At 57.6% G+C, this 22,200-nt stretch carries 19 protein-coding genes; 13 read left to right on the forward strand and 6 right to left on the reverse strand.

The genetic code is table 11. The features are described 5' to 3' along the window. The first annotated feature begins 12 nt into the window (after positions 1 to 12). Both PLH32_01385 and PLH32_01390 read left to right on the forward strand, forming a co-directional pair. On the forward strand, positions 13 to 1,830 hold the full coding sequence (locus PLH32_01385; protein ID HQJ63242.1) for a carbamoyltransferase: 1,818 nt from the start codon (positions 13 to 15) through the stop codon (positions 1,828 to 1,830). Next, the gene (locus PLH32_01390) at positions 1,817 to 2,254 is read left to right on the forward strand and encodes an SxtJ family membrane protein (GenBank protein ID HQJ63243.1); all 438 of its coding nucleotides are present in this window, start codon (positions 1,817 to 1,819) and stop codon (positions 2,252 to 2,254) included. The genes PLH32_01385 and PLH32_01390 overlap by 14 nt, the downstream gene beginning before the upstream one ends. 3 nt (positions 2,255 to 2,257) lie before the next feature. On the opposite strand, the gene rfbC is transcribed toward PLH32_01390, so the two are convergent. The 5 genes from rfbC to nifJ form a co-directional block, all read right to left on the reverse strand. Further along, positions 2,258 to 2,815 carry a dTDP-4-dehydrorhamnose 3,5-epimerase gene (gene rfbC, locus PLH32_01395; protein ID HQJ63244.1) on the reverse strand — a complete coding sequence of 186 codons (558 nt, stop codon included), beginning with the start codon at positions 2,813 to 2,815 and terminating at the stop codon, positions 2,258 to 2,260. A gap of 85 nt (positions 2,816 to 2,900) precedes the next feature. Then, positions 2,901 to 3,530, reverse strand: coding sequence for a class I SAM-dependent methyltransferase (locus PLH32_01400; protein ID HQJ63245.1), 630 nt, complete (start codon positions 3,528 to 3,530; stop codon positions 2,901 to 2,903). Beyond that, a complete protein-coding gene (ade, locus tag PLH32_01405) occupies positions 3,517 to 5,232 on the reverse strand; it encodes an adenine deaminase (protein HQJ63246.1) in 1,716 nt (571 codons plus the stop codon). The genes PLH32_01400 and ade overlap by 14 nt, the downstream gene beginning before the upstream one ends. Before the next feature lie 181 nt (positions 5,233 to 5,413). Further along, positions 5,414 to 6,406, reverse strand: coding sequence for a dihydroorotate dehydrogenase-like protein (locus PLH32_01410; protein ID HQJ63247.1), 993 nt, complete (start codon positions 6,404 to 6,406; stop codon positions 5,414 to 5,416). 103 nt (positions 6,407 to 6,509) lie between these two features. Then, a complete protein-coding gene (nifJ, locus tag PLH32_01415; protein HQJ63248.1) occupies positions 6,510 to 10,097 on the reverse strand; it encodes a pyruvate:ferredoxin (flavodoxin) oxidoreductase in 3,588 nt (1,195 codons plus the stop codon). A 271-nt stretch (positions 10,098 to 10,368) separates the two neighbouring features. On the opposite strand from nifJ, the gene PLH32_01420 reads away from it, so the two are divergent. Beyond that, positions 10,369 to 11,196, forward strand: a complete 828-nt coding sequence (locus PLH32_01420) for an HAD-IIA family hydrolase (protein ID HQJ63249.1) — start codon at positions 10,369 to 10,371, stop codon at positions 11,194 to 11,196. Between the two features lie 109 nt (positions 11,197 to 11,305). On the opposite strand, the gene pgsA is transcribed toward PLH32_01420, so the two are convergent. Continuing rightward, entirely contained in the window at positions 11,306 to 11,896 is a 591-nt protein-coding gene (gene pgsA / locus PLH32_01425; GenBank protein HQJ63250.1) for a CDP-diacylglycerol--glycerol-3-phosphate 3-phosphatidyltransferase, read from the reverse strand. A gap of 315 nt (positions 11,897 to 12,211) precedes the next feature. Here pgsA and PLH32_01430 point away from each other — a divergent pair, with 315 nt between their 5' ends. The 10 genes from PLH32_01430 to PLH32_01475 all read left to right on the forward strand — a co-directional run bounded on the left by PLH32_01430 (position 12,212) and on the right by PLH32_01475 (position 22,179). Further along, complete coding sequence (locus PLH32_01430; GenBank protein HQJ63251.1) at positions 12,212 to 12,589, forward strand: OsmC family protein; 378 nt, start codon at positions 12,212 to 12,214, stop codon at positions 12,587 to 12,589. A gap of 204 nt (positions 12,590 to 12,793) precedes the next feature. Beyond that, positions 12,794 to 13,810: a D-alanine--D-alanine ligase gene (locus tag PLH32_01435; protein ID HQJ63252.1), complete on the forward strand. Its 1,017-nt coding sequence runs from the start codon at positions 12,794 to 12,796 to the stop codon at positions 13,808 to 13,810. Next, a complete protein-coding gene (locus PLH32_01440) occupies positions 13,807 to 14,820 on the forward strand; it encodes an ATP-grasp domain-containing protein (protein ID HQJ63253.1) in 1,014 nt (337 codons plus the stop codon). Before PLH32_01435 ends, PLH32_01440 begins: the two co-directional genes overlap by 4 nt. Then, complete coding sequence (locus tag PLH32_01445; GenBank protein HQJ63254.1) at positions 14,820 to 15,293, forward strand: GNAT family N-acetyltransferase; 474 nt, start codon at positions 14,820 to 14,822, stop codon at positions 15,291 to 15,293. The genes PLH32_01440 and PLH32_01445 overlap by 1 nt, the downstream gene beginning before the upstream one ends. Before the next feature lie 16 nt (positions 15,294 to 15,309). Continuing rightward, positions 15,310 to 16,443, forward strand: a complete 1,134-nt coding sequence (locus PLH32_01450; protein HQJ63255.1) for a KamA family radical SAM protein — start codon at positions 15,310 to 15,312, stop codon at positions 16,441 to 16,443. A 4-nt stretch (positions 16,444 to 16,447) separates the two neighbouring features. Then, positions 16,448 to 17,383: a hypothetical protein gene (locus tag PLH32_01455; protein ID HQJ63256.1), complete on the forward strand. Its 936-nt coding sequence runs from the start codon at positions 16,448 to 16,450 to the stop codon at positions 17,381 to 17,383. 98 nt (positions 17,384 to 17,481) lie between these two features. Then, positions 17,482 to 19,272, forward strand: coding sequence for a M20/M25/M40 family metallo-hydrolase (locus PLH32_01460; protein ID HQJ63257.1), 1,791 nt, complete (start codon positions 17,482 to 17,484; stop codon positions 19,270 to 19,272). Positions 19,273 to 19,334: 62 nt separating this feature from the next. Further along, positions 19,335 to 20,045: a nucleotidyltransferase family protein gene (locus PLH32_01465; GenBank protein ID HQJ63258.1), complete on the forward strand. Its 711-nt coding sequence runs from the start codon at positions 19,335 to 19,337 to the stop codon at positions 20,043 to 20,045. Next, positions 20,045 to 21,052 carry a GHMP kinase gene (locus PLH32_01470; GenBank protein ID HQJ63259.1) on the forward strand — a complete coding sequence of 336 codons (1,008 nt, stop codon included), beginning with the start codon at positions 20,045 to 20,047 and terminating at the stop codon, positions 21,050 to 21,052. Before PLH32_01465 ends, PLH32_01470 begins: the two co-directional genes overlap by 1 nt. Beyond that, positions 21,049 to 22,179 (forward strand): glycosyltransferase, encoded by a 1,131-nt coding sequence (locus tag PLH32_01475; GenBank protein HQJ63260.1) that lies wholly within the window; start codon positions 21,049 to 21,051, stop codon positions 22,177 to 22,179. The genes PLH32_01470 and PLH32_01475 overlap by 4 nt, the downstream gene beginning before the upstream one ends. Positions 22,180 to 22,200: the final 21 nt, after the last annotated feature.

Here is a 22,200-nt window from a genome sequence, read left to right on the forward strand (position 1 = left end):
GCCTTATTCGCCATGAATATCCTCGGACTTTCCTGTTATTATCACGACAGTGCCGCCGCCCTTGTGCGCGATGGAGCCATCCTCGCTGCCGCCCAAGAGGAACGCTTCAGCCGCATCAAACACGATCACGAATTCCCCCGCCAGGCTATCGGCTACTGCCTGCAGGCGGCGGACATTAGACCTGCAGACCTTGATTATATCGTATTTTACGAGAAGCCCCTGGTCAAGTTCGAGCGGATCCTCGAGACGACCCTAAGCTATGCCCCGCTCGGACTGGGCAGCTACCTCAAGGCCATGCCCCTCTGGCTGAAAAAAAAACTCTGGATTCCCGATCTCATTCGCAAGGAACTCGACTATGCCGGCGAGATTCTCTTCACCGAACATCATGAGGCGCATGCCGCCGCTGCCTTTTTCCCCTCCCCCTTCGAGGAGTCCGCGATCCTGACCATGGATGGCGTTGGCGAATGGACCACCTCCTCTTGGGGCAGCGGCCGCGGCAACCATCTCGTCCTCAACGCCGATATCCACTTCCCGCACTCGCTTGGCCTGCTCTATTCGGCCTTCACCTACTACACCGGGTTCAAGGTCAATTCCGGTGAGTACAAGGTGATGGGTTTGGCGCCCTATGGCGAGCCGCGTTATGTCCAGACCATTCTCGACCATCTCATCGACCTCCGTGAGGATGGCTCTTTCCGCCTTAATATGGCCTACTTTAATTACGGAGCGGGGCTGACCATGACCGGCCGCCGCTTTCACAAGCTCTTCGGCGGTCCTCCGCGCAAGCCGGAAAGCCCCCTGACACAGCGTGACATGGATCTCGCCCGCTCCATCCAGGAGGTGACCGAGATGGTCATGCTGCGCATGGCCAGACATGTCCACCGCGAAACCAAAAGCAAACATCTCTGCCTCGCGGGGGGCGTCGCCCTTAACTGTGTCGGCAACGGCCGCATTCTGCGCGAAGGCCCCTTCGCTAGGCTCTGGATCCAGCCCGCTTCCGGGGATGCCGGCGGCGCGCTCGGAGCGGCCCTCTTCGCCTGGCATCAGATCCTCGATAACGGCCGGCCCCTGCGCGGCTCTCATGATCGCCAGCAGGGCTCCCTGATCGGTCCCGAATTCGCGGATGAGGCGATCCAGGCTTTACTTGAAGAGAAAAAGGTGCCCTATCACAAGCTGGCCACGGAGAAGCTGCTCGAGCGCGTCGCCGGGCTTATCGCCGATGAACAAGTCATCGGCTGGTTCCAGGGCCGCATGGAATTCGGGCCGCGCGCCCTCGGCAGCCGTTCGATCATCGGCGACGCCCGTTCCCCCCGGATGCAATCGCGCATGAACCTCAAGATCAAGTTTCGCGAGAGCTTTCGCCCCTTCGCGCCGGCCGTGCTTGAGGAAGAATGCTCCAGGTGGTTTGACCTCGACCAGCCCAGTCCCTATATGCTGCTGACGGCACCCGTGCGCGCAGAAAAACGCCGCACCATCCCTGACGGCGAGGAGAAGCTTTGGGGCATGGATAAACTCAAGGTGGTGCGCTCGGAGATCCCTGCCGTCACCCACGTCGATTTTTCGGCCCGGGTGCAGACCCTTTCCGCCCGCGACCATGGCCTCCTCCACCGCCTGGTCCAGCACTTTTTTCAGCAGACCGGCTGCCCGGTGATCATCAACACCTCCTTCAACGTGCGCGGCGAACCCATTGTCTGCACCCCCGAAGAGGCCTGGCGTTGCTTTATGCGGACCGAAATGGATTATCTGGTTATGGGACACTTTCTGCTGGACAAAAAGGAACAACCCCCCTACACAGAGAGCGACGCGTGGAGAAAACATCATGAGCTGGATTAGCGATATCCGGGATGGAATCAGACGGCTGCCGCGGGACAACCGCTCTCTTCAGAAATTCGCCGCGGTCCTTTCGAGCGCCTTGCTGCTGGTCGGCGCCTATCTCTTCTTTTTCAAAACAGATGCCGGCACTACCCTGTGGATCGTCGCACTCATCCTGATGCTGCTCGCTGTCGCCCTCCTCCGCCCGCAGTGGCTGCGCCCGCTCCATGTCGCCTGGATGGTACTGGCTTTCGCCCTCGGCGGCCTGATCTCCCGCCTCCTGCTCACTCTGCTCTTCTATGTGGTCCTGACCCCCCTGGGGCTGGTGCTGCGGCTATTCGGCAAGGATTTCATGCAACGCAAGGCGCAAAAAAATGGCGCCGGATACTGGATCCGGCGCCCGAAAGGGGAAAAAAATAAAGCGTCATATCGGCGGTTGTTCTAGCTTCTACCCGACGTAGGTGAAATTATTGTCGGCCGCGGCCAAGGACGGCCGCACTTTGTCCTTCTCCGACAGGATCAGCTCGCCCGAAAGCGGCCAGGCAATACCGATCTCCGGATCATTCCAAATAATGCCACGATCCACGTGGGGGCTGTACAATTGGGTGCATTTGTACATGAACTGCGCCCGTTCGCTCTGAACGTAAAATCCATGAGCAAAACCGGGAGGGATGTAGAGGGCCTTCTTGTTCTCCTCCGAGAGCTCCACCCCCACCCATTGGCCATACCAGGGTGATCCCCTGCGGATATCCACCGCGACATCGAAGACCTGACCCTGTGTCACACGGACCAGCTTGCCCTGGGCATGGGGATTGAGCTGGTAATGGAGGCCGCGCAGCGTTCCTCTTGCAGAGACGCTGATGTTGTCCTGGATAAACTCGACCTGGAGGCCCGCCTGGTGAAATGTCCTCTGGTTGTAACTTTCGATAAAATAACCACGTGCGTCGGCATGGACATCGAATTCAATGAGCACCAGATCTGGTATGGCACAGGGTATAAACTTCACTCCGACTCCGTTCTGGAAAGTACCGATTGGGTTCTCTGCGGCTGGGTTGATCGTCCAGGATCCCGCGCCGCATAACCGCATCCGTTCACGGCGGTGACAGGTCAGGCCCGGCGGCGTGCACTTTTTGCAGGAGATACAAGATCTGGGTTGCAGTTCGCGCCCATGCCTTGACCTGCAGCTGATACTCTTGGAAAAGCAGGGTTAGATCTTCTTCATGGTGGATATATACAGGTAAGCCGGCCAACCTGCGGAAAGGCAGGTTCCACCCCTCGGGGGTGACCGTCAAAAGCATCCAGCCGTCATACTGGAGAATCCGCGCAGCTTCTTTAAGAAGGGGTGCTGGATCCCTGAGGTATTCCACCACACCAATAGCAAGCAAGAGCCCAAAACGGTCAGATGCCAGAGGCAGAACTTCTGCATCGGCACAAACCGCGTGCAGGCAGCCTCCCTGGATCGCCCGGCGCGCCATTCGCCAGGAGCGGTCCACGCCGATGCAGCGCTCCGACCGCAGCGCGACAACGGCTGAGCCCGATCCACTGCCGATGTCGGCCATCCAGTGGCGCGAGATAGGGATTTGGGCCAGCAGCTTGCCCGCTGCCTCACTCTCCCTCCGAGCGATAAGGTTGAGTGGCCAATGCCGGCGTCCCCACGACAGCATCAGCAACACCCCTTCTCTGATATTTTGTAAGATCCGCACCGCCTCAGTCGGAATCAATAAAAAGATTCACATGGGCAAATTTTTCCACATCCACCAGCCCACGGTCCGTTAGTTTGAGGCGCGGAATGACCGGCAGGGCCATGAAGGAGAGGGTCATCAGGGGATCCTTGAGAGAGACGCCAAGATTGCGGCACGCGGTGATCAGGTCACGGGTGCGTTTGCTGACGAACTCGATGGGCTTGTTGGACATCAAACCGGCAATAGGAAGCTCGAGGGACTCCATCACCACTCCATCAGCGACGATAGCGATGCCACCGCCCATCTTGTTGATCGTCGTCACCGCCTTCATAATATCGCGATCCCCTACGCCGATGGCAATGATGTTATGACTATCGTGACCGATCGAGGAGGCGATCGCTCCGCGTGTCAAGCCGAACCCGGTCACCAGACCTTTGCCGATATTGCCCGATGCGCGATGGCGCTCCAGCACATAAATCCGTAGAAGGTCACGGCCAGGATCCGAGACGACATGGCCATCCCGGGTGGTCGGCTCGATCTCGATCATCTGGGTCACGATCTGATCCGGAATGACTTCGATAACCCGGCAGCGGCTGCCCGTTACCGGTATTTTGAACTCGCCGCCCTCCAGCCATTTAATGTTCACCGAGCTGCGCAGCATGGCCGGTTTACGCACCGGCAAATCATAAACCGGAACGCCATCCACGGCCACCAGCACCCCGTTTTTATAGACCTGACCAATATGAAAGGCGTCAAAATCGTCAAAAACCACCATGTCCGCCCGTTTTCCCGGTCCGATCGCTCCGAGCTTGCGTAACCCGAAATATTCTGCGGGGTTGAGGGTTGCCATCCGCACCGCGGTGACGGGATCGAGCCCCTCCTTGATGGCGCTTTTAATTATAAAATTGATATGTCCTTCGCGCAGGATGTCATCGGGATGGCGGTCGTCGGTGCAAAAAAAGCAGCGGCGTTCGTTCTCCCGGGTGATCAGGGGGAGCAGGTCGTGCAGGTTCTTGGTGCCCGATCCCTCGCGGATCATGATGTGCATGCCCATGGCGAGTTTTTCACGGGCCTCGTCGACAGTGGTACATTCATGGTCCGACTCGATACCCGCGGCAATATAGGCAGCCAGATCCGGCCCGCTCAATCCGGGGGCGTGGCCGTCGATGCGCTTTTCGGTGACAATGTTGATCTTGTCGAGCACATCCGGTTCGGCATTAAGCACACCGGGATAATTCATCATCTCACCCAGGCCAAGCACCCATCGTTCGCCCAAAAAGGGGAAAATATCGAACGCCCGCAATTCCGAGCCCGCGGACTCCAGCGGTGATGCTGGGACACAGGAAGAGAGCATAAAGAAAACGTTTAAGGGATTGTATTTACTGGCATCCATCATATAGCGGATACCTTCATAACCGAGGACATTGGCAATTTCGTGCGGGTCGGCGACCACCGAAGTCGTCCCCAGAGGGACCACCGCGCGGCCGAACTGTGGCACCTCCACCATCGAACTTTCGATATGGACATGGCCGTCGATGAATCCGGGAGCGAGATATTTTCCCTTAAGATCGATCTCCTCTTCGCCGCGGTAGCCGCTGCCCAGAGCGACTATGGTATCCTTGTAGACAGCCACGTCGGTCGCCATAATCTCGCCGGAATAGACGTTGACGACCCGCGCGTTGCGCAACACCAGTGTGCTTTTGATTTGCTGGCGTGCGGCCTTTATCAGTTCCCTAACCATGGATGTTCCTCCCGTGGGTGGAAAGCGTGGCTACGGTCCGGCGTTATCGGTACCCCTTGTCAAGTTTAGCGATTCGATGGATAATAATCAAGGCCTATTCAGCGTAACCAGCCAACCGGGTATAAAAAAGCCGGTCGTCGCGGTGGACAGCCGGCTTTCCGGTTGCATTGTCAAACAAGCCTCAGCGGGTATAGCTGTTGAGGGCCTTGATATAGTTGGCGCGCTCATAAGCGGCGGGCTCGGCCACATTCTTCTGGCTCATGCTGCCTCGTGCCATTTTGAGACTGGCATATTCGTGCTCCTCGAGCCAGGCGCTCATCTCGTCTAGCACCTTCCCCAGATGGGCGGGGCCGTTTTTCAGTAGGGCGGCGCACAGGTTGGCGACATCCGCACCCGCCATAATTAGCTTGAGGGCGTCCGCAGCTGTATAGACACCACTGCTCCCGGCCATGCTCGCCTTGATCCGCCCGTAAAGAATCGCAATCCAGCGCAGCGGCAGGCGCAGGTCGGCGGGGGTACTCAGGGTGATGCCGGGTTTGACTTCGAGCGCTTCCAGATCGAGATCGGGCTGATAGAAGCGGTTGAAAAGCACCAGGGCATCGGCACCGGCCTCGTCCAAACGCTTGGCCATCGCGGCCATGGCGCTGAAGTAGGGACTCAGCTTCATGGCAACCGGGATCTTGACGCTGCTCTTGACCGCCTTGAGCACCTCAACATAGACTTCCTCGATCTCGGCGCTCGAACGAGCCGGATCGGTCGCCAGCATGTAGACATTGAGTTCGAGACCGTCAGCGCCGGCCTGCTCCATCTTTTTCGCATAGTCGATCCAGCCGCCGGTGGAGACGCCGTTGAGGCTGGCGATGATCGGAATCCCGGTAGCCTGCTTGGCCTTGCGAATATGCTCGAGATAGCCCTCCGGACCCAGATTGAACTCCTGGGCCTGCGGAAAATAACTCAGGGCCTCGGCGAAGCTGTCGGTGCCGTAGGTGAGAAAATGGTCCAGTTCCTCGGCCTCATAGGAGATCTGCTCCTCGAATAACGAATAGAGGACGATCGCCGCCGCACCGGCGTCTTCCAGTTTTTTAATGGTGTCTAGTTCCTTGGAAAGCGGAGAAGCGGAGGGGACCAACGGATTCTTTAATTTCAATCCCATATAGGTGGTTGACAAATCCATATCGGCCTTTCCTTTCTTGTCAAATCGGTTAACGCCGCGGCGGGCTCATTCAAGCCCGCCGGGCGGATCATAGGCATCAGGAGTCGAGAGTGCCCCAACCTCGCTATTCGGCAGCAGCGCTCTTCGCGGCACCGTCGCCGTACTGCATGGCGGCCCAATTCTCATAGAGATGCCAGCGGTCACGCGTCGACTTGGTCGCTTCAGCCAGCAGCATCCTGGCGCGGTCGGGATGGCTCTTGGTCAGCATCTTGAATCGGGTCTCGCGGTAAGCGAAATCCTCGAAGCTGATTGAAGGCGCTTTGGAATCGAGCTTGAGCGGATTTTGCCCCTGGGCAGCCAGCTCCGGATTGAAGCGGAAGAGAGGATAATGACCCGACTCGACCGCCGCTTTCTGCTCCTCCATCCCCTTGTGCATCGGAATACCGTGGGCGATACAGTGCGAATAGGCCAGAATAATACTCGGGCCGTTATAGGCATCGGCTTCAGCGAACGCCCGGACGACTTGCAGATCGTTGTAGCCCATGGCCACGCGCGCGACATAGATATTACCATAGCTCATAAAGATCATGCCCATGTCTTTCTTGGGCAGAGGCTTGCCGGCAGCCGCGAACTTGGCCACCGCACCCATCGGGGTCGATTTGGACATCTGGCCGCCGGTGTTGGAGTAGACCTCGGTGTCGAGCACCAGCACGTTGACGTTGCGGCCGGAGGCCAGGACGTGGTCGAGGCCGCCGTAGCCGATGTCGTAAGCCCAGCCGTCGCCGCCGATAATCCAGACGCTCTTCTTGACCAGCATGTCCGCCAGCGAGAGCAGGTGCTTGCCCTGCATCGATCGGGTGCCAGCCAGCTTATTCTTGAGGATCGCGACCCGCTCACGCTGATCATAGATGCCCGCCTCGGTGCTTTGATCGGCCGTCAGCAGGGCGGTAGCCAGATCCTCGCCGATCTCGCCGGCCAGGGCTTTGACCAGTTCCTGGGCGAACTCGGTATGCTTGTCAATGGTCAGACGGTATCCCATGCCGAACTCGGCGTTATCCTCGAAGAGGGAGTTGTTCCAGGCCGGCCCGCGGCCGTCCTTGTTCTTGGCATACGGGGTTGTCGGCAGGTTGCCGCTGTAAATCGAGGAGCAGCCGGTGGCATTGGCAGCCACCATGCGGTCGCCGAAGAGCTGGGTCATCAACTTGAGATAGGGCGTCTCACCACAACCGGCGCAGGCGCCGGAATACTCAAAAAGCGGCTGGAGCAGCTGACTGCCCTTGACCGAAACAATCTTGAGTTCGCGGCGGTCCACATCGGGAATATTAAGGAAGAACTCGTAATTCTCGCGCTCCTGGAAGCGGATCGGGGGCTGCGCGGCCATATTGATCGCCTTCTTGCCCACCTCGGTCTTGTTCTTGGCCGGGCAGACTTCGACGCAGAGCGAGCAGCCGGTACAATCCTCCGGAGCGACCTGAACGGTGTACTTCCAGCCTTCCGGAAAATCCTTACCTCGGGAATCGATCGACTTGAAGGTGGCCGGGGCCTTGGTCAAATGCTTGGGATCGTAGGCTTTCTGGCGGATGGCCGCGTGCGGGCAGACCATGGCGCATTTGCCGCACTGGATGCAGATCTCGGCATCCCAGACCGGAATCTCCAGGGCGATGTTGCGCTTCTCATACTGCGTCGTTGCGGTCTCAAACGTACCATCGACCGGGAGTGCGCTCACCGGCACCTGATCGCCCTTTTCAATGATGATCTTGCTGACCACCTCACGAACGTACTTGGGGGCATCGGCCGGAACCACAGCCGGCATTTCCTTGGTACTGGTCACCTTGCCGGGGACGTTGACCTTGTGGAGATGAGCCAGGGTCGCATCCACCGCCTCGTAATTCTTCTGTACCACGGCATCGCCCTTGGCGCCATAGGTCTTTTTGATCGCTTTCTTGATATACTGAATCGCTTCTTTCTGGGGCAGAACGCCCGAGATAGCGAAGAAGCAGGTCTGCATGATGGTGTTGATGCGCACGCCCATGCCGGTCTTCTTGGCGACTTCGTATGCGTCGATGACGTAGAAATTCATCTTTTTTTTGACAATCTCTTCCTGATAGACTCGCGGCAGGGTATCCCAAACCTCCGCCGGACCGGTGAGACTGTTCAACAGGAAGGTCGCCCCCGGTGCCGCCTTTTCAAGCAGATTGAAGCGTTCCATGATGAACTGCTGATGGCAGCCGATGAATTGCGCCTGGTCCACGAGATAGATCGACTTGATCGGACGCGGCCCGAAACGAAGATGCGAGGCCGTTACGGTGCCCGCTTTTTTTGAATCGTAGACGAAATAGCCCTGGGAGTAGTTATCGGTCTCTTCACCGATGATCTTGATCGAGTTCTTGTTGGCGCCGACCGTACCATCGGAGCCAAGGCCGTAAAAGAGGGCGCGGAAGACATCGTCCGGTTCGATCGAGAAGGCGGGATCGAAATCAAGGCTGGTATGCGTGACATCGTCCTGAATGCCGACTGTGAAATGGTTCTTGGGGGCCGGCTTTTTCATCTCGTCAAATACCGCCTTGACCATGGCCGGCGTGAACTCCTTGGAGGAGAGTCCGTAACGGCCGCCGATCACCTTGGGCAGCTGGGCAAAGGGCAGGGTTCCGGCTGTGAAGGCCTCCGTCAAGGCCGTGACCACATCCATATAGAGGGGTTCGCCGCTGGCGCCGGGCTCCTTGGTCCGGTCCAGCACGGCGATCTGCTTGACGCTCTTGGGCAAGGCCTTGAGGAGATGCGCGCCCGAGAAGGGGCGGAAGAGACGGACCTTGACCAGGCCGACCTTTTCGCCCTTCTTGTTGAGATATTCGACGGTCTCTTCGGTGGTCTCCGCGCCCGAGCCCATGATAATCACGACGCGTTCGGCCTCCGGCGCGCCCACATAATCGAAGAGCTGATAGCGACGGCCGACGACCTTGGCGAATTGGTCCATCGCCTCCTGGACGATAGCCGGGGCGGCGGCATAATAGCGGTTACAGGCCTCGCGGCCCTGGAAATAGACATCGGGATTCTGGGCGGTGCCACGAAGCACCGGACGGTCCGGGGTGAGACCGCGGCTGCGATGCGCCATCACCAGCTCGTCATCGATCATCGCCCGCAAATCCTCATCCGTGAGCCCCTCGATCTTTTGCACCTCATGCGAGGTACGGAAACCATCAAAAAAATGAACGAAGGGAACGCGGGCCTTGAGCGTCGCGGCCTGGGCAATCAGGGCGAAGTCGTGTACCTCCTGGACAGAGTTGGAGGCGATCAGCCCCCAGCCGGTGGAGCGTACTGCCATGATGTCGCTGTGGTCGCCGAAAATCGAAAGGGCATGGGCGGCGACGGTGCGCGCGGAGACATGAAAAACCGTGGAGGTCAGTTCACCGGCGATCTTGAACATGTTCGGGATCATCAAGAGCAATCCCTGGGAGGCCGTGAATGTGGTGGTCAAGGCGCCGGTTTGCAGCGCCCCATGCACGGCACCGGCTGCGCCGCCCTCGCTTTGCATCTCCACCACCTGCGGCACGGTGCCCCAAATGTTCTTGCGGCCTTCAGCGGAATAGGCATCCGCCCACTCCCCCATATTCGACGAGGGGGTGATGGGATAGATTGCGATGACCTCGTTGACCTTGTGGGCGACTAGGGCAGCGGCTTCGTTGCCGTCGACCAGGATCTTTTCTCTAGCCATTACTAACCTCCATGGACATGTTGATTACTCTATATTGCATATCAATAAAAACGTGCCGGATCCAGCGGCCTCTGATCAGCAAATAAATTAAAGAAAAATTTAGTGTAAAGCAAGACATTTAGAATCACCAGTGTACCCCCCGACCCTTGATCCCTTTCCGAGGCATCACGCTGCCAGCCCGAACGGACATTGATCTTGCTTTTCTCGCTTTTTTTCCGTTTATTGGGCCATATATCACGTCTTTCCTTGTATTGATGCGAGCCTTGTGTCCATGACCTGCGCCGAAGCCATCTCCCGCCTCACCGCTTGTGAGGCGATCCTCTGCGACCTTGACGGCACCCTCTATCTTGACGGGATTCCACTCCCCGGCGCTCATGAATTCCTTCAGACGGTGATCGCCAGTGGCCGCCAGCTCTTTTATTTCACCAACAATACCTCCTGCTCCCGCCGGAGCTATATCGAAAAACTGGAGCGGCTGCATTTCCCCGTCTCTGCCGAGCTTATCATCACCGCCACTGACTGCACCACCACGTACCTCCGCCGCCGGGGACTCCACCCCGACATTTTTCTCATCGGCAACCGCGACCTCCAGCAGGAATTCGCAGAGGCGGGCTTTAACTGCTGGGACGACGATCGCTGCACCCGCGAGCGGCCCCAGGCTCTGGTTCTGGGCTTTGATACCGAGCTGACGTACGCCAAGATCAGAACCGGCTATCATCTGATCGTCGCCGGCGTGCCCTACATCGCCACCCACGCCGATCTCCTTTGCCCCATCGCCGGCGGCCGCTTTATCCCGGACGTTGGCTCCTTCATCTCGCTATTCGCTACCGCCACCGGAGGCATCGAGCCTCAGGTGATGGGCAAGCCCAATCAGCCCGCCGTTGAAGCGATCTGCGCCCGCACCGGTCTCCCTCCCGACAAGATTGCCTTCATCGGCGACCGCCTCTACACCGACATTCGCATGGCCAGGCGCTTTGACATGGCGGGAGTCCTCGTCCTCAGCGGCGAGACCAGCCCGGAAATGGCCGCGGCCTCCCCGGACAAACCCCTGGTGACCGCCGACTCCGTGGCCGATCTCATCCCCCTCCTCCGCCGCTGAATCGGGCTATGCGCACTCATTCACCTAATGTACGCCGCCGCATGCCCGGAAAAAAAATCCCCATCCAGAATAATCCGGACGGGGATGGAGCTGAGGCGCCTGCGCGGTTCTATGCCGTCGGCTTGATATTCATCGCATTATAGACCGCTTGTTTGTTGGAATTCCAGTAGTCGATCCCCGACCAGAGCGTCACCGCGGCCGAGATCGCAATGACGATCGAAGTGAGGGTGTGGAACTGGGCGACATCGCGCAGGGGCAGCCACCAGCCGGCTTTGTGAATAATCATAATCATCAGAACCACCCAGATGCTGACCGCCTGCACCCAGGCTTTGGTCTTGCCACTGGGACGCGCCGCCACGACAAAACCCTCCCGGACAGCGAAGACCCGAATGATCGATACCAGGGTGTCACGGTAAAAGAAGATCGCAATGACCCAAAGCGGAGCCAGACCGTCACTGAGAAAACAGAGGAAAATGCTGAAACGCGAGATGCTGTCCGCAAAGGGGTCCATCAGCTTACCAAAATCGGAGATCTGCTGGTAGCGCCGCGCGAGCATGCCGTCAAAAAAGTCCGAGAGCTCGATGATCAGAGCGAGGAAGAAACAGAGGATATAGGATCCCAGAGAATGAAACAGGAAAGCGATGATAAAAACCGGCGACAAAAAGATTCGGCTTACGGTAAGGATGTTAGGCAGTTTCATGTTCGATCATCGCGTTAGGTAAGTAATTTGATTCAAGATAAATTAAACAAAAAAAAACCAACCTTCAAGCACTTTTATCGTCAGGACACCCCCCGAAATCGGGTTCCCACCGAATACCTCGCGCCGCGTGCTCCACTGCCTCCGTTTCATTTCCGGCCAGTGGCGGCTGGTGCCCGGGCCCATCGCTTGACCACCAAACCGGACCCGGATGAATCTTTGCCCCCATTCGCTCATCTAACCGCTATAACTCCCAATAGCGCTGCTATCCTCTGCAGCAGACCAGCGTAAAAGGAACCCGAAACAACCGGAGGTACCATGGATATGAAAATCACGTTTCCCGGCGGCCAGGCCGTTACCGCCCATTACGGCCCGATGACGATCAAGACCAACCAGGATGGTTCGGCGCCGGCCCCCTTCGCTCTCTTTTTGGCTTCAATTGGAACCTGTGCCGGCATTTATGTTCTCAGCTTTTGCCAGCAGCGCGGCCTCAATACTGAAGGGCTGGAGATCACCCAGCGCATGTCCGCTGATCCGCTTACCCATTTGATTAAAAAAATCGACCTCGACATCAAACTGCCTGCAGATTTTCCTGAGAAGTACCGGGAGGCGGTTATCCGCGCGGCGGATCAATGCGCCGTTAAAAAACATCTGGCACAACCGCCGGAATTCGCTATCCGTACCCTCCAGGCCTGAACATGCCCCAATATATTGACGCTACGCAAAATAAAATAAATAAGTATTGACATTTGTTTAAAAAAAGTTATATTTATCCCCAAATTATTTAATGAAAAATTTTTTGCGGCAGCGAAACTTTAATAGCCGGCCATCGTTCTATTGTAAAAACCGGGAGAGTTGTTTTACTTGAAAATTGGCCTGATACATAGCTCCAAAAGCGGCATGGCGAACATGGTTTCGCGGCAGTTCATCGAAGAGATCGCCGAAGAGGAAGAAGAGCCTCCTCCAGATCTACTCGCAGAGTGCGATTCCGATGATACGATATGCGCCGTTCAGCGCGCGCTCGCTGAACGGCATACTGTTTTTTCCATTGAATCGGACGAAGAGGCTTTTTCTCGCCTCCAGACGTTGCATCCAGACCTCGTCTTCAATATGGCCGAACGGCTCTCCGGTCCCAACCGGGAGAGCCATATCCCCGTTCTCTGTGAATACCTGAACATCCCCTTCACCGGATCCGATCCCCTCACCCTGGGCATCTGCCTCGACAAGTCACGGGCTAAGGAGATCCTTTCCTATTATGGCATTCCCAATCCAGCCTTCTGGATTTTCGATAAGGGCGATGCCCTTCCCAGCGATTTGCCCCTGCCGCTGATGGTCAAACCCCTCTATGAAGGCTCCAGCAAAGGGATCAAAAACAATTCCCTGGTCCGCAGCCGCAGTGAGCTCCAGGAAAGAGTCGGCGAGGTGATCCGGCGGTATCGCCAGCCGGTCATCGTCGAACGCTTTCTGCCGGGACGCGAGTTCACCGTCGGCATCCTCGGCAATCCTCCCGAACTCGAGGTGCTCCCGGTCGTTGAAATCGACCATTCGCAGCTGCCTGCGGGTGCTGCGCCGATCTACTCCTACGAGGCCAAATGGATCTGGGATACGACCGAAAAACCGTTGGCGATATTCCAATGCCCCGCGGATCTTGATGCGGACCTGCAAGGAAAAATTGACACTCTGATTCATAGGGTCGTCAAGATTCTCCGGATTCGCGACTGGGGTCGTATTGATCTCCGTCTCGACGAGCAGGGAGAACCGCAGGTGATCGAAATAAATCCGCTCCCAGGGATTTTGCCCAATCCGGATGACAATTCATGTCTCCCTAAAGCGGCGCGCGCTGCCGGCTACTCTTACAACCAGCTGATCAATCGGGTGGTGGAGATCGCCGCGGCGCGCTACGGGCTGGTCTCATGACCCCTTCAAGCCCGCGTGTGGGCATTGTATTTAACGCCTCTCAACCGGCAGCCGGCCGCAGCGACGAAACCATCTCCGAAACCTCCATTCAGGAGACCGCTGCAGCCGTGCATGCCGCCCTCACGGCCGTGGGGTACACCGCCGTGCTCCTGCCCGTGCATGATGACCTCCTCAATCTGGCCGTTCGTCTACAGCAAACGCCCTGCGCTCTCTTGATTAATCTTTGCGAGGCCTTTCGTGGCATTCCGCAGCTCGAGTCTCACGTGGCGGCCTTTTTTGAAGCCATGGGTTGGCGCTTCACCGGCAACGGCCCCGCAACTCTGGCGCTCTGCCAGCAGAAATTTGCCAGCAAGGCGCTGCTCAAGGCCTGCAGCTTGCCCTGCGCCCCCGGCTTTCTGGTCGAGCCTGGGGATGATCTCCCTGAGATGGAAACACCGTTGATCGTCAAACCGAATGCGGAAGACGCCAGTCTCGGCATCTACGCCGATTCCGTCATCTTCGAGAAAAGCCGTCTGCGGCCGCAGGTGGAAAAGATCTGGTCGGACTATCATCAGGCCGCTCTCGTTGAACGCTACGTCGACGGCCGCGAGTTCAACGTCGCGGTGCTCCAGGAAGGTGCGCAAGTGCGCGCCCTGCCCGTCTCCGAGATCAGCTTTTCAGGCATGCCGGACGGGATGCCGCATATTGTCAGCTACGAGGCGAAATGGTTCGAAGAGCATCCGCTTTATCAGGCAACGGTACCCCAGTGCCCCGCGCCGGTCTCGAAAGCGCTTCAGGAGGCCCTGCAGAGCCTGGCCGTTCGCGCCTTCCGGGCCATGGGTTGCCGCGATTATGCCCGGGTCGATTTCCGGGTCGCAGGGGAACAGGAGATCTACATTCTCGAAGTCAATCCCAATCCGGATATCAGCCCCGCTGCCGGTTATGTCCGCGCTCTCAAGGCAGCAGGCCTCGATTATGCCGGCTTCTGGCGGATCATGATGTCCAATGCCCTCGGGCGCGGGGTTCGGTGATGATTCGTCCGTTACGGGCTGCGGACAAGGATCCGGTAATGGAGCTGATCCGGGAGACCGGCATGTTCACTGCCGCTGAGGTCAAGGTCGCGGAGGAGCTTGTGGATTTCTTCCTCAACCGCCGCGAGCAAAAAGATTATCGAATCGAGGTACTCGAGGAGGAAGATGGCGCCATCGTGGCGTACGTCACCTGGGGTCCAACCCCCCTTACCGACGGCACCTTCGATCTCTATTGGATTGCCGTTTCACCTCGCTCCCAGGGTAAAGGGTACGGGACAAGGCTAATGCGTTGGGTTGAGGATAAAATCAAGGAGGATAAGGGAAGAGTACTGATCATCGAGACTTCGTCCCAGCCGATGTACGAAGGTACCCGGCAGTTCTACCTTAAACAGCAGTACCAGGAAGTCGTGCGCATTGCCGGTTATTACAAACCCGGTGATGACCGCGTCATCTACGCTAAATATTTTGCGTGAAAGGATTAATGAGAAAATGGATGATTGGCAGCAACTCCTCAGGGGCAGTCTCACCAAGCCCGAAGAGATTGCCAAACGCTTCGATCTGAATGTCGAAGAGGTTAAAAAAGTTGCGGAGGTTTTCAAATTCCGCATAACGCCGTATTATGCCAATCTGATCAAGGAGAAAGGGGATCCCATCTATCGCCAGATCGTCCCGGACGCCCAGGAGCTGGCGGAGAACAGCGGCATCACTGATCCCCTGGATGAAGACCATGATTCACCGGTGCCCTCGATTGTGCACCGCTACCCGGACCGGGTTCTCTTTCTGGTCTCGCACAGCTGCGCGTCCTACTGCCGGTTCTGCACCCGCAAGCGTAAGGTGGGCAATTCGGACAAGATCAATCCCCGCCACATCAATGCCGGCCTTGATTACATCCGTCAACACAGCGAAATTCGCGATGTTATTGTCTCCGGCGGCGATCCCTTGATGCTCGCCGACAGTAAATTAGAATATATTCTCTCTTCTTTGCGTTCTATTAAACACATAGAGATCATCCGCATCGGGTCGCGCGTGCCCTGCTTCCTACCGCAGCGCGTCACGACGGCTCTGGTGAACATGCTTAAGAAATATCACCCGCTCTTCATAAACGTTCACTTCAATCACCCGGATGAGATCACCGAGGAGTCAGCACGCGCCCTGAACCTGCTGGCGGATGCAGGAATTCCTCTCGGCAACCAGACGGTCCTGCTCAAGGGCGTAAACGACAATCCCGAGACCATGAAACGCCTGATGCAAAAGCTGTTGACCGTGAGGGTCCGGCCTTATTATATCTATCAGGCCGATTATGTCAAGGGCACCGAGTACCTGCGAACCCCTGTCCAAAAGGGACTGGAGATCATGCAAGCCCTCCGCGGCTGGACTTCGGGCCTGGCTGTGCCGGCTTTTGTCATTGATGCCCCCGGCGGCGGTGGTAAGATTCCTTTGCTTCCAGCCTATGTTCAGTCCATCGACGACGAAAAGGTGGTCATGCGCAACTATCAGGGCGAATTGTTTGTCTATCCCCAGACCAGCAGCGGCAAGGCGGCTAAAATTCCCGCTGCCGCTTGCAAGGGCCCGAGATCTCCGGTACGGGAGGCTTTTCCGGAACTGGAAGAAATTATCTGCTAGGTTCGTGATTCTAAAAAGAAAAAGCACACCGAGTGCAATTCCCTTTTATGACCCAGCCCCGGATCTGGTCGTCCTCTGGGAATGGGAATATGATGACGATTTCATCTTTTATCTAACTGCCGCAGCCAGGCGTCGCGGTTTGACGGTGGCGAGCTACGCGCCAACGCAGCTCGCCACCTTTTTACATGCCAGCAGCCGGGAATCCTACGCCCCTAAAATGGTGATCGACCGCGCTTCGGATGTGCACAGCACCCTGCGCCAAAGCCTCGAGCAACTCGCCCGGCGCGGAACCCTCATCATCAACGACCCCGAGCGTGTCGAATGGTGCCGCGATAAAGCCACCATGCATCTGGAGCTGGTCTCCAGCGGCATCACTGTCCCCTACGGCATTATCGCCTCCCGTAGCGATTCGCCTGACCACACGTTCGCTCTCGCCCTGGAAAAGCTGGGACTCCCTTTTGTGATCAAACCTTCGGAAGGCGGTGGCGGCGAGGGAGTGATACTCGATGCCACCACGCCCTTTCACATCGCCGAAGCCCTGAGAAAAAGTCCGACCGGCAAAATTGTCCTGCAAAAAAAGATCATACCCCAGATCCTCGATGAAAAACGCGCCTGGTTCCGCGTCTTTTACATCCTGGAGGCCATCATATTTTGCTGGTGGGACGACCTCACCCACTTATACGGTCCTTGCACAACCGGCGATATCCCGGCGGAAAGCCTCGAACAGATCCGCCAGATTGTCAACCACATCGCTGCCACGACGCGGATTCATTTCTTCTCGACGGAAATCGCCATTGACCGCGATGGCTCCTTGCAGGTCATCGATTTTGTCAACGAGATCTGCGACATGCGCATGCGCTCTCGCCATGCCAACGGAGTCCCTGATGTCCTGGTGATGCAAATTGTCAACCGCCTGGTCGACCACTGCGCCACCCTCTGACCCGCCGTTTGCTGGATCTTGTCCCGGCGTAACGAATAACGCTTGCCCTTTTCCCCATTCGTGCGTAACTTATTAATATTCGGCAAAGGAATTTATTGATGAAAATGATAAAAACTCTGGCGATCAGTCTTCTGGCAATTCAGCTTGCCTGTACGGCCCATAGGCCCTCCAGAATTTCGCAACCGGATATTACCAGCCAGGAGATTCTGGAACATGTCACCTGGCTGGCCAGCGATGCACTCAAGGGCCGTCGCGCCGGCAGCCCCGAGGCCATGGAGGCGGCCGCTTATATTAAAAAGCAGTTCCGCGGCGATGGCCTCTCCCTCCTGGGCGAAAATGGATACCAGTCCTTCGAGGTGCTCAACAGTCTCTCGGTCGGCGCGAATAGCCGGCTCAAGATCGACGGCGCAACAGCCGCTCCCGCCGAATTCATCCCCCTCGACTTTAGCGAAAACAAGGCGCTCTCCGCCGGGGTCTACTTCGCCGGGTATGGCTTTTCCATCCAGAGCGACACGCTCACCTGGCAGGATTTTTCAGCGGATGCTGCAGGCCAATGGGCGCTCATCCTTCCGGACGGCCCGCCGCTGCCATCGGGAAAGGATCCTTTTGAGGCCTCCCGCTTGCTGCGCAAAAAAGCCCAAAATGCCAAGGACAGCGGCGCCGGCGGCATCCTCTTCGTTACCGGAGAGGTGCAGGGCAAGGAGGAAGCGCTCATACCCCTGCGCGCCGAACAAGGTGTCACCGGCATCGGCATTCCGGTTCTGCAGATCAACCGCGCCCTCGCAGAGCGTATCCTGCAAAAAAGCGGTACAACCCTGGCGGAACTCCAGAAAAAACTTGATGCCAGCCTGCAGCCGGTCCGCCTGCCGCTTTCCTGCAAGGTGGAGGGCCAAGCCGAAGTCATCCGCCACCTGGGCCGCACCAGCAATGTGGTTGCCCTGTTGCCCGGCGGCGATCCCACTCTGAAACAGGAGTATGTGATCATCGGCGCTCATTATGACCATCTCGGGATGGGAGGACCGGGCTCTGGTTCGCGCCGTCCGGATACCCTGGCCATACACAACGGCGCCGATGACAACGCCTCGGGCGTGGCAGCCCTCCTCGAACTGGCGGAAAAATGGGCGTCCGAACGCCAGAAGCCCAAACGTTCGTTCCTCTTTGTCGCCTTCTCGGGAGAGGAGATGGGGCTGCTCGGCTCCAAATACTTCGTCAACCACCCCCTCATCGATCTCAGCCGTGTGCAGCTGATGATCAATCTCGATATGGTCGGACGGTTGCATCCGGAGACCCGCGCCTTAACCTGCGGGGGCAGCGGTACCGCCACCGGCCTGGGTGAGATGGTGCAGCGGCTGGCCGCTCCCTATGATCTGCGGGTCGGCCTGTCGCCGGAGGGCTATGGCCCCTCCGATCATGCCTCGTTTTATGGCAAGGATATCCCCGTCCTCTTCCTCTGGACCAATATCTCGCCGGAGTACCACACCCCGGACGACGATGCCTTCCGCATCAATGCACCGGGAGAACAAGCGGTGACGCAGCTGGCTTTTGACGTCAGCCGGGAAGCGGCCGATCGCGCCGATCGCCTGGCCTTTCAGGAGGCGGGGCCCAAGACGCCCCCGACGAACATGCGCCGCTTCAAGGTCACCCTGGGGATCATGCCCGACTTCGCCACCACCGGCATCAAGGGCGTGCGCGCCGATGCAGTCATGCCGGATCGCCCAGCTGCCCGGGCCGGCATGAAAAAGGGCGATATCATCGTTGCCATGGAGGGAAAGCCGGTGGGGGATATTTATGAATACATGAACCGGCTGGCCGATTTTCGGGTCGGTCAGCGCATCAGCATTGAAGTACTCCGCGATGGAGTCCAACAGATCCTGATCGTGGAGCTTTAGCATGCGTGCGGTGCCGGCGCGTCTCTTCCAGGCCTGGCACTTCCCATGCAGGGACGATCTTTATGAAGGCGTTTATCCTGGTAGGCGGACTGGGCACGCGGTTGCATAGTCTGGGGATAACCGGTCCCAAACCAATGATCGAGATCGGTGGCCGCCCCTTCCTCGAATATCTTGTGCGCGATCTGTTGCGCCAGGGCCTGCGCGACCTGGTTTTCTGCGTGGGCTATGGTGCGGAACAGATCCGCCGCTTTTTCGGGGATGGCCACGACTGGGGTGCTGCCTTTGCCTACTCCCAGGAGACCGCGCCCCTCGGCACCGCCGGCGCGCTTAAAAATGCGGAAACGCATGCAGCGGCGGAGAATCTAGTCCTCAATGGCGATTCGTTCCTGGAAATCGACCTGGCTGCATTCACCGCCTTTCACCACCGGCATGCAGCCCTCGCTTCCATCGCCACCGTTGCCGTGCCGCTTCGCGATGATTACGGCGCTATTCGAACCGCCCGGACAGGTCGGATCCTTGCCTTTTCCGAAAAGGTTCCGGGCGGGCACGGCCGGGTCAATGGAGGTATCTATCTTTTCAATCGCGAAATATTCAGCTTGATCCCGGCGGGACGCCCGGTTTCCATCGAAGAGGAGATCTTTCCTCAGCTGGTCGCCACCGGGCGCTGCTATGCCTGCAACACTACCGGTTTTTTTCTGGATATCGGAACCCCTGAACGCCTGGCAGTCGCCCGCAAGATACTGCCTGGATTCTTCAACATCAAAGAGACGTGATGATCATCCGTGCCAAAGCGCCCCTGCGCATTAGTTTTTGCGGAGGCGGCACCGACGTCGATCCCTATCCCCGGGAAAAGGGCGGTGCGGTGCTCAGCGCCACCATCGACCGCTTCGCCTATGCCTCTATGGTCGAGAGCGAAGAGCCGCAGATCTGCATCCGGTCGCTGGATTATGACCTGGTCGCCCGGTATCAACTCGATGAAGTGCCGCCCTTCAACGGCGAGCTGGATCTGGCCAAAGCGGTCCTGCGCCACTTTTCGCCCCGCAGGGGACTCGAGCTCTTTCTTCATTCGGATGCCCCCCCCGGTTCGGGCCTGGGCTCCTCCTCGACTATGACTGTCGCCATGGTCGGGCTGTTCAAGCAGTGGCAGAACCGCCCCCTGACGGATTATGACATCGCCGAATTGACCTACCAGATCGAACGTATCGACCTCCAGATCGCCGGCGGCAAACAGGACCAATATGCCGCGACCTTTGGCGGATTTAACTTTATCGAGTTCTACGACAAGGCCGTTGTCGTCAATCCCCTGCGAATCAGCGATTCCATAATCAATGAGCTGGAATACAATCTCCTCCTCTGTTTCACCGGCAAGACTCGCCTCTCCGCCAACATCGTCGCCAACCAGACCCGTTCGTATCAGGAGCGCAACCCGGCGGTCGTTGAAGCACTGGATCAAATGAAGCAGCTGACGATCGCTATGAAGAATTGTCTGCTTCGCGGAGAACTCGATGACTTTGGCCATCTCCTGCACACCGCCTGGCTGTACAAAAAAAATCTCGACGCCAATATCTCCACCGGCCAGATCGATCAGCTCTATGATATCGGCCGGAAATCCGGCGCCTTGGGCGGCAAAATTCTCGGAGCCGGCGGCGGCGGCTACCTCCTCTTCTACTGCCCCTTTGACAAAAAACATCATGTCGCCGCAGCCCTCGAAAAAGCGGGCGGACAGGTCGTCAAGTTCAGCTTTGAACCGCGTGGATTGCAAATCTGGGAGAAAAGATGAAGATCATCCTGGTCGGCACCGCCTTTCCCATGCGCGGCGGCATCGCCCACTATATGGCCCTACTCTATAAAAAGCTCACCGAGATGGGCCATACCGTCGAGATCGTCTCCTTCAAACGGCAATATCCCGCTTTCCTCTTCCCCGGCAAAACCCAACAGGATACCAGCCAGCAAATCATCGAATTGCCATCGCTGCCTTTGATCGATTCGATCAATCCGCTTTCCTGGATCAGGACCTTTCTCTATATCAAAAAACAGGCGCCCGACCTGGTCGTCTACAAATACTGGATGCCCTTTTTCGCCCCCGCTTACGGAACCATTGTCCTTCTCACCCGGCTCTTCACCCGGACCAAATCCCTCTATATCAGCGACAATATCATCCCACACGAGCAAATCCCGGTCATCGACTGGCTGCTCACCCGTTGGGGCTTGTGGAAAGTCGACTATTTCATCGTCCAGTCGCAAACCGTCAAGAACGATTTGCTCAAGTACAAACCACGGGCGGCCTTTCGACAGGTTCCCCACCCGGTATTCGAGATCTTCACCGCCAACTACGCCTCTACCGAAGCCCGAACCCGGCTGCATCTGGGCGCGGATGAAAAGGTCCTTCTCTTCTTCGGCTATATCCGCGCCTACAAGGGCCTGGGATACCTCATCGATGCGCTGGCAGAGGTTCGCCGTCAGCTGCCGGTTAGGCTCCTCGTCGCCGGCGAGTTTTACGAAGAAGAAGAAAAATACCGTCAGCAGATTCACACGCTCCATCTGGAAGAGGCCATTCTGCTCAAGGCCGATTATATCCCCAATGAAGAAGTCGGCCTCTACTTCGCTGCGGCCGATGTGGTCGTGCTGCCCTATATTTCAGCCACTCAAAGCGGGATCATTCAGATCGCCTATAACTTTGACAAACCCGTGATCACCACAAATGTCGGCGGCCTGCCTGAGGTGATCGATGCAGGCCGGACCGGCTTCACCGTGCCAGCCCGCGACAGCCATGCCCTGGCGAACGCCATCCTGCATTTCTTCCAAATCCGCGACCAAGTGGATTTCCAGGAATGCATCCGCCTCCACAAGAGGAACTACTCCTGGGAGAATCTTGCCAAGGCGATCACCGGGTTTATCACTAAATAACAAATGTGGCCGCTGCCGCGA

Source organism: bacterium (genome assembly GCA_035419245.1).
Taxonomy (GTDB): Bacteria; Zhuqueibacterota; Zhuqueibacteria; order Residuimicrobiales; family Residuimicrobiaceae; genus JAKPUX01.

Excerpts from the sequence above, each read along its gene's own strand:
- PLH32_01385 (HQJ63242.1), top strand. The coding sequence starts at position 13 with ATGAATATCCTCGGACTTTCCTGTTATTATCACGACAGTGCCGCCGCC.
- PLH32_01390 (HQJ63243.1), top strand. The coding sequence starts at position 1,817 with ATGAGCTGGATTAGCGATATCCGGGATGGAATCAGACGGCTGCCGCGG.
- ade (HQJ63246.1), bottom strand. The coding sequence starts at position 5,232 with ATGGTTAGGGAACTGATAAAGGCCGCACGCCAGCAAATCAAAAGCACA.
- PLH32_01410 (HQJ63247.1), bottom strand. The coding sequence starts at position 6,406 with ATGGATTTGTCAACCACCTATATGGGATTGAAATTAAAGAATCCGTTG.
- nifJ (HQJ63248.1), bottom strand. The coding sequence starts at position 10,097 with ATGGCTAGAGAAAAGATCCTGGTCGACGGCAACGAAGCCGCTGCCCTA.
- PLH32_01420 (HQJ63249.1), top strand. The coding sequence starts at position 10,369 with ATGACCTGCGCCGAAGCCATCTCCCGCCTCACCGCTTGTGAGGCGATC.
- pgsA (HQJ63250.1), bottom strand. The coding sequence starts at position 11,896 with ATGAAACTGCCTAACATCCTTACCGTAAGCCGAATCTTTTTGTCGCCG.
- PLH32_01430 (HQJ63251.1), top strand. The coding sequence starts at position 12,212 with ATGGATATGAAAATCACGTTTCCCGGCGGCCAGGCCGTTACCGCCCAT.
- PLH32_01435 (HQJ63252.1), top strand. The coding sequence starts at position 12,794 with ATGGCGAACATGGTTTCGCGGCAGTTCATCGAAGAGATCGCCGAAGAG.
- PLH32_01440 (HQJ63253.1), top strand. The coding sequence starts at position 13,807 with ATGACCCCTTCAAGCCCGCGTGTGGGCATTGTATTTAACGCCTCTCAA.
- PLH32_01445 (HQJ63254.1), top strand. The coding sequence starts at position 14,820 with ATGATTCGTCCGTTACGGGCTGCGGACAAGGATCCGGTAATGGAGCTG.
- PLH32_01450 (HQJ63255.1), top strand. The coding sequence starts at position 15,310 with ATGGATGATTGGCAGCAACTCCTCAGGGGCAGTCTCACCAAGCCCGAA.
- PLH32_01460 (HQJ63257.1), top strand. The coding sequence starts at position 17,482 with ATGAAAATGATAAAAACTCTGGCGATCAGTCTTCTGGCAATTCAGCTT.
- PLH32_01465 (HQJ63258.1), top strand. The coding sequence starts at position 19,335 with ATGAAGGCGTTTATCCTGGTAGGCGGACTGGGCACGCGGTTGCATAGT.
- PLH32_01470 (HQJ63259.1), top strand. The coding sequence starts at position 20,045 with ATGATCATCCGTGCCAAAGCGCCCCTGCGCATTAGTTTTTGCGGAGGC.
- PLH32_01475 (HQJ63260.1), top strand. The coding sequence starts at position 21,049 with ATGAAGATCATCCTGGTCGGCACCGCCTTTCCCATGCGCGGCGGCATC.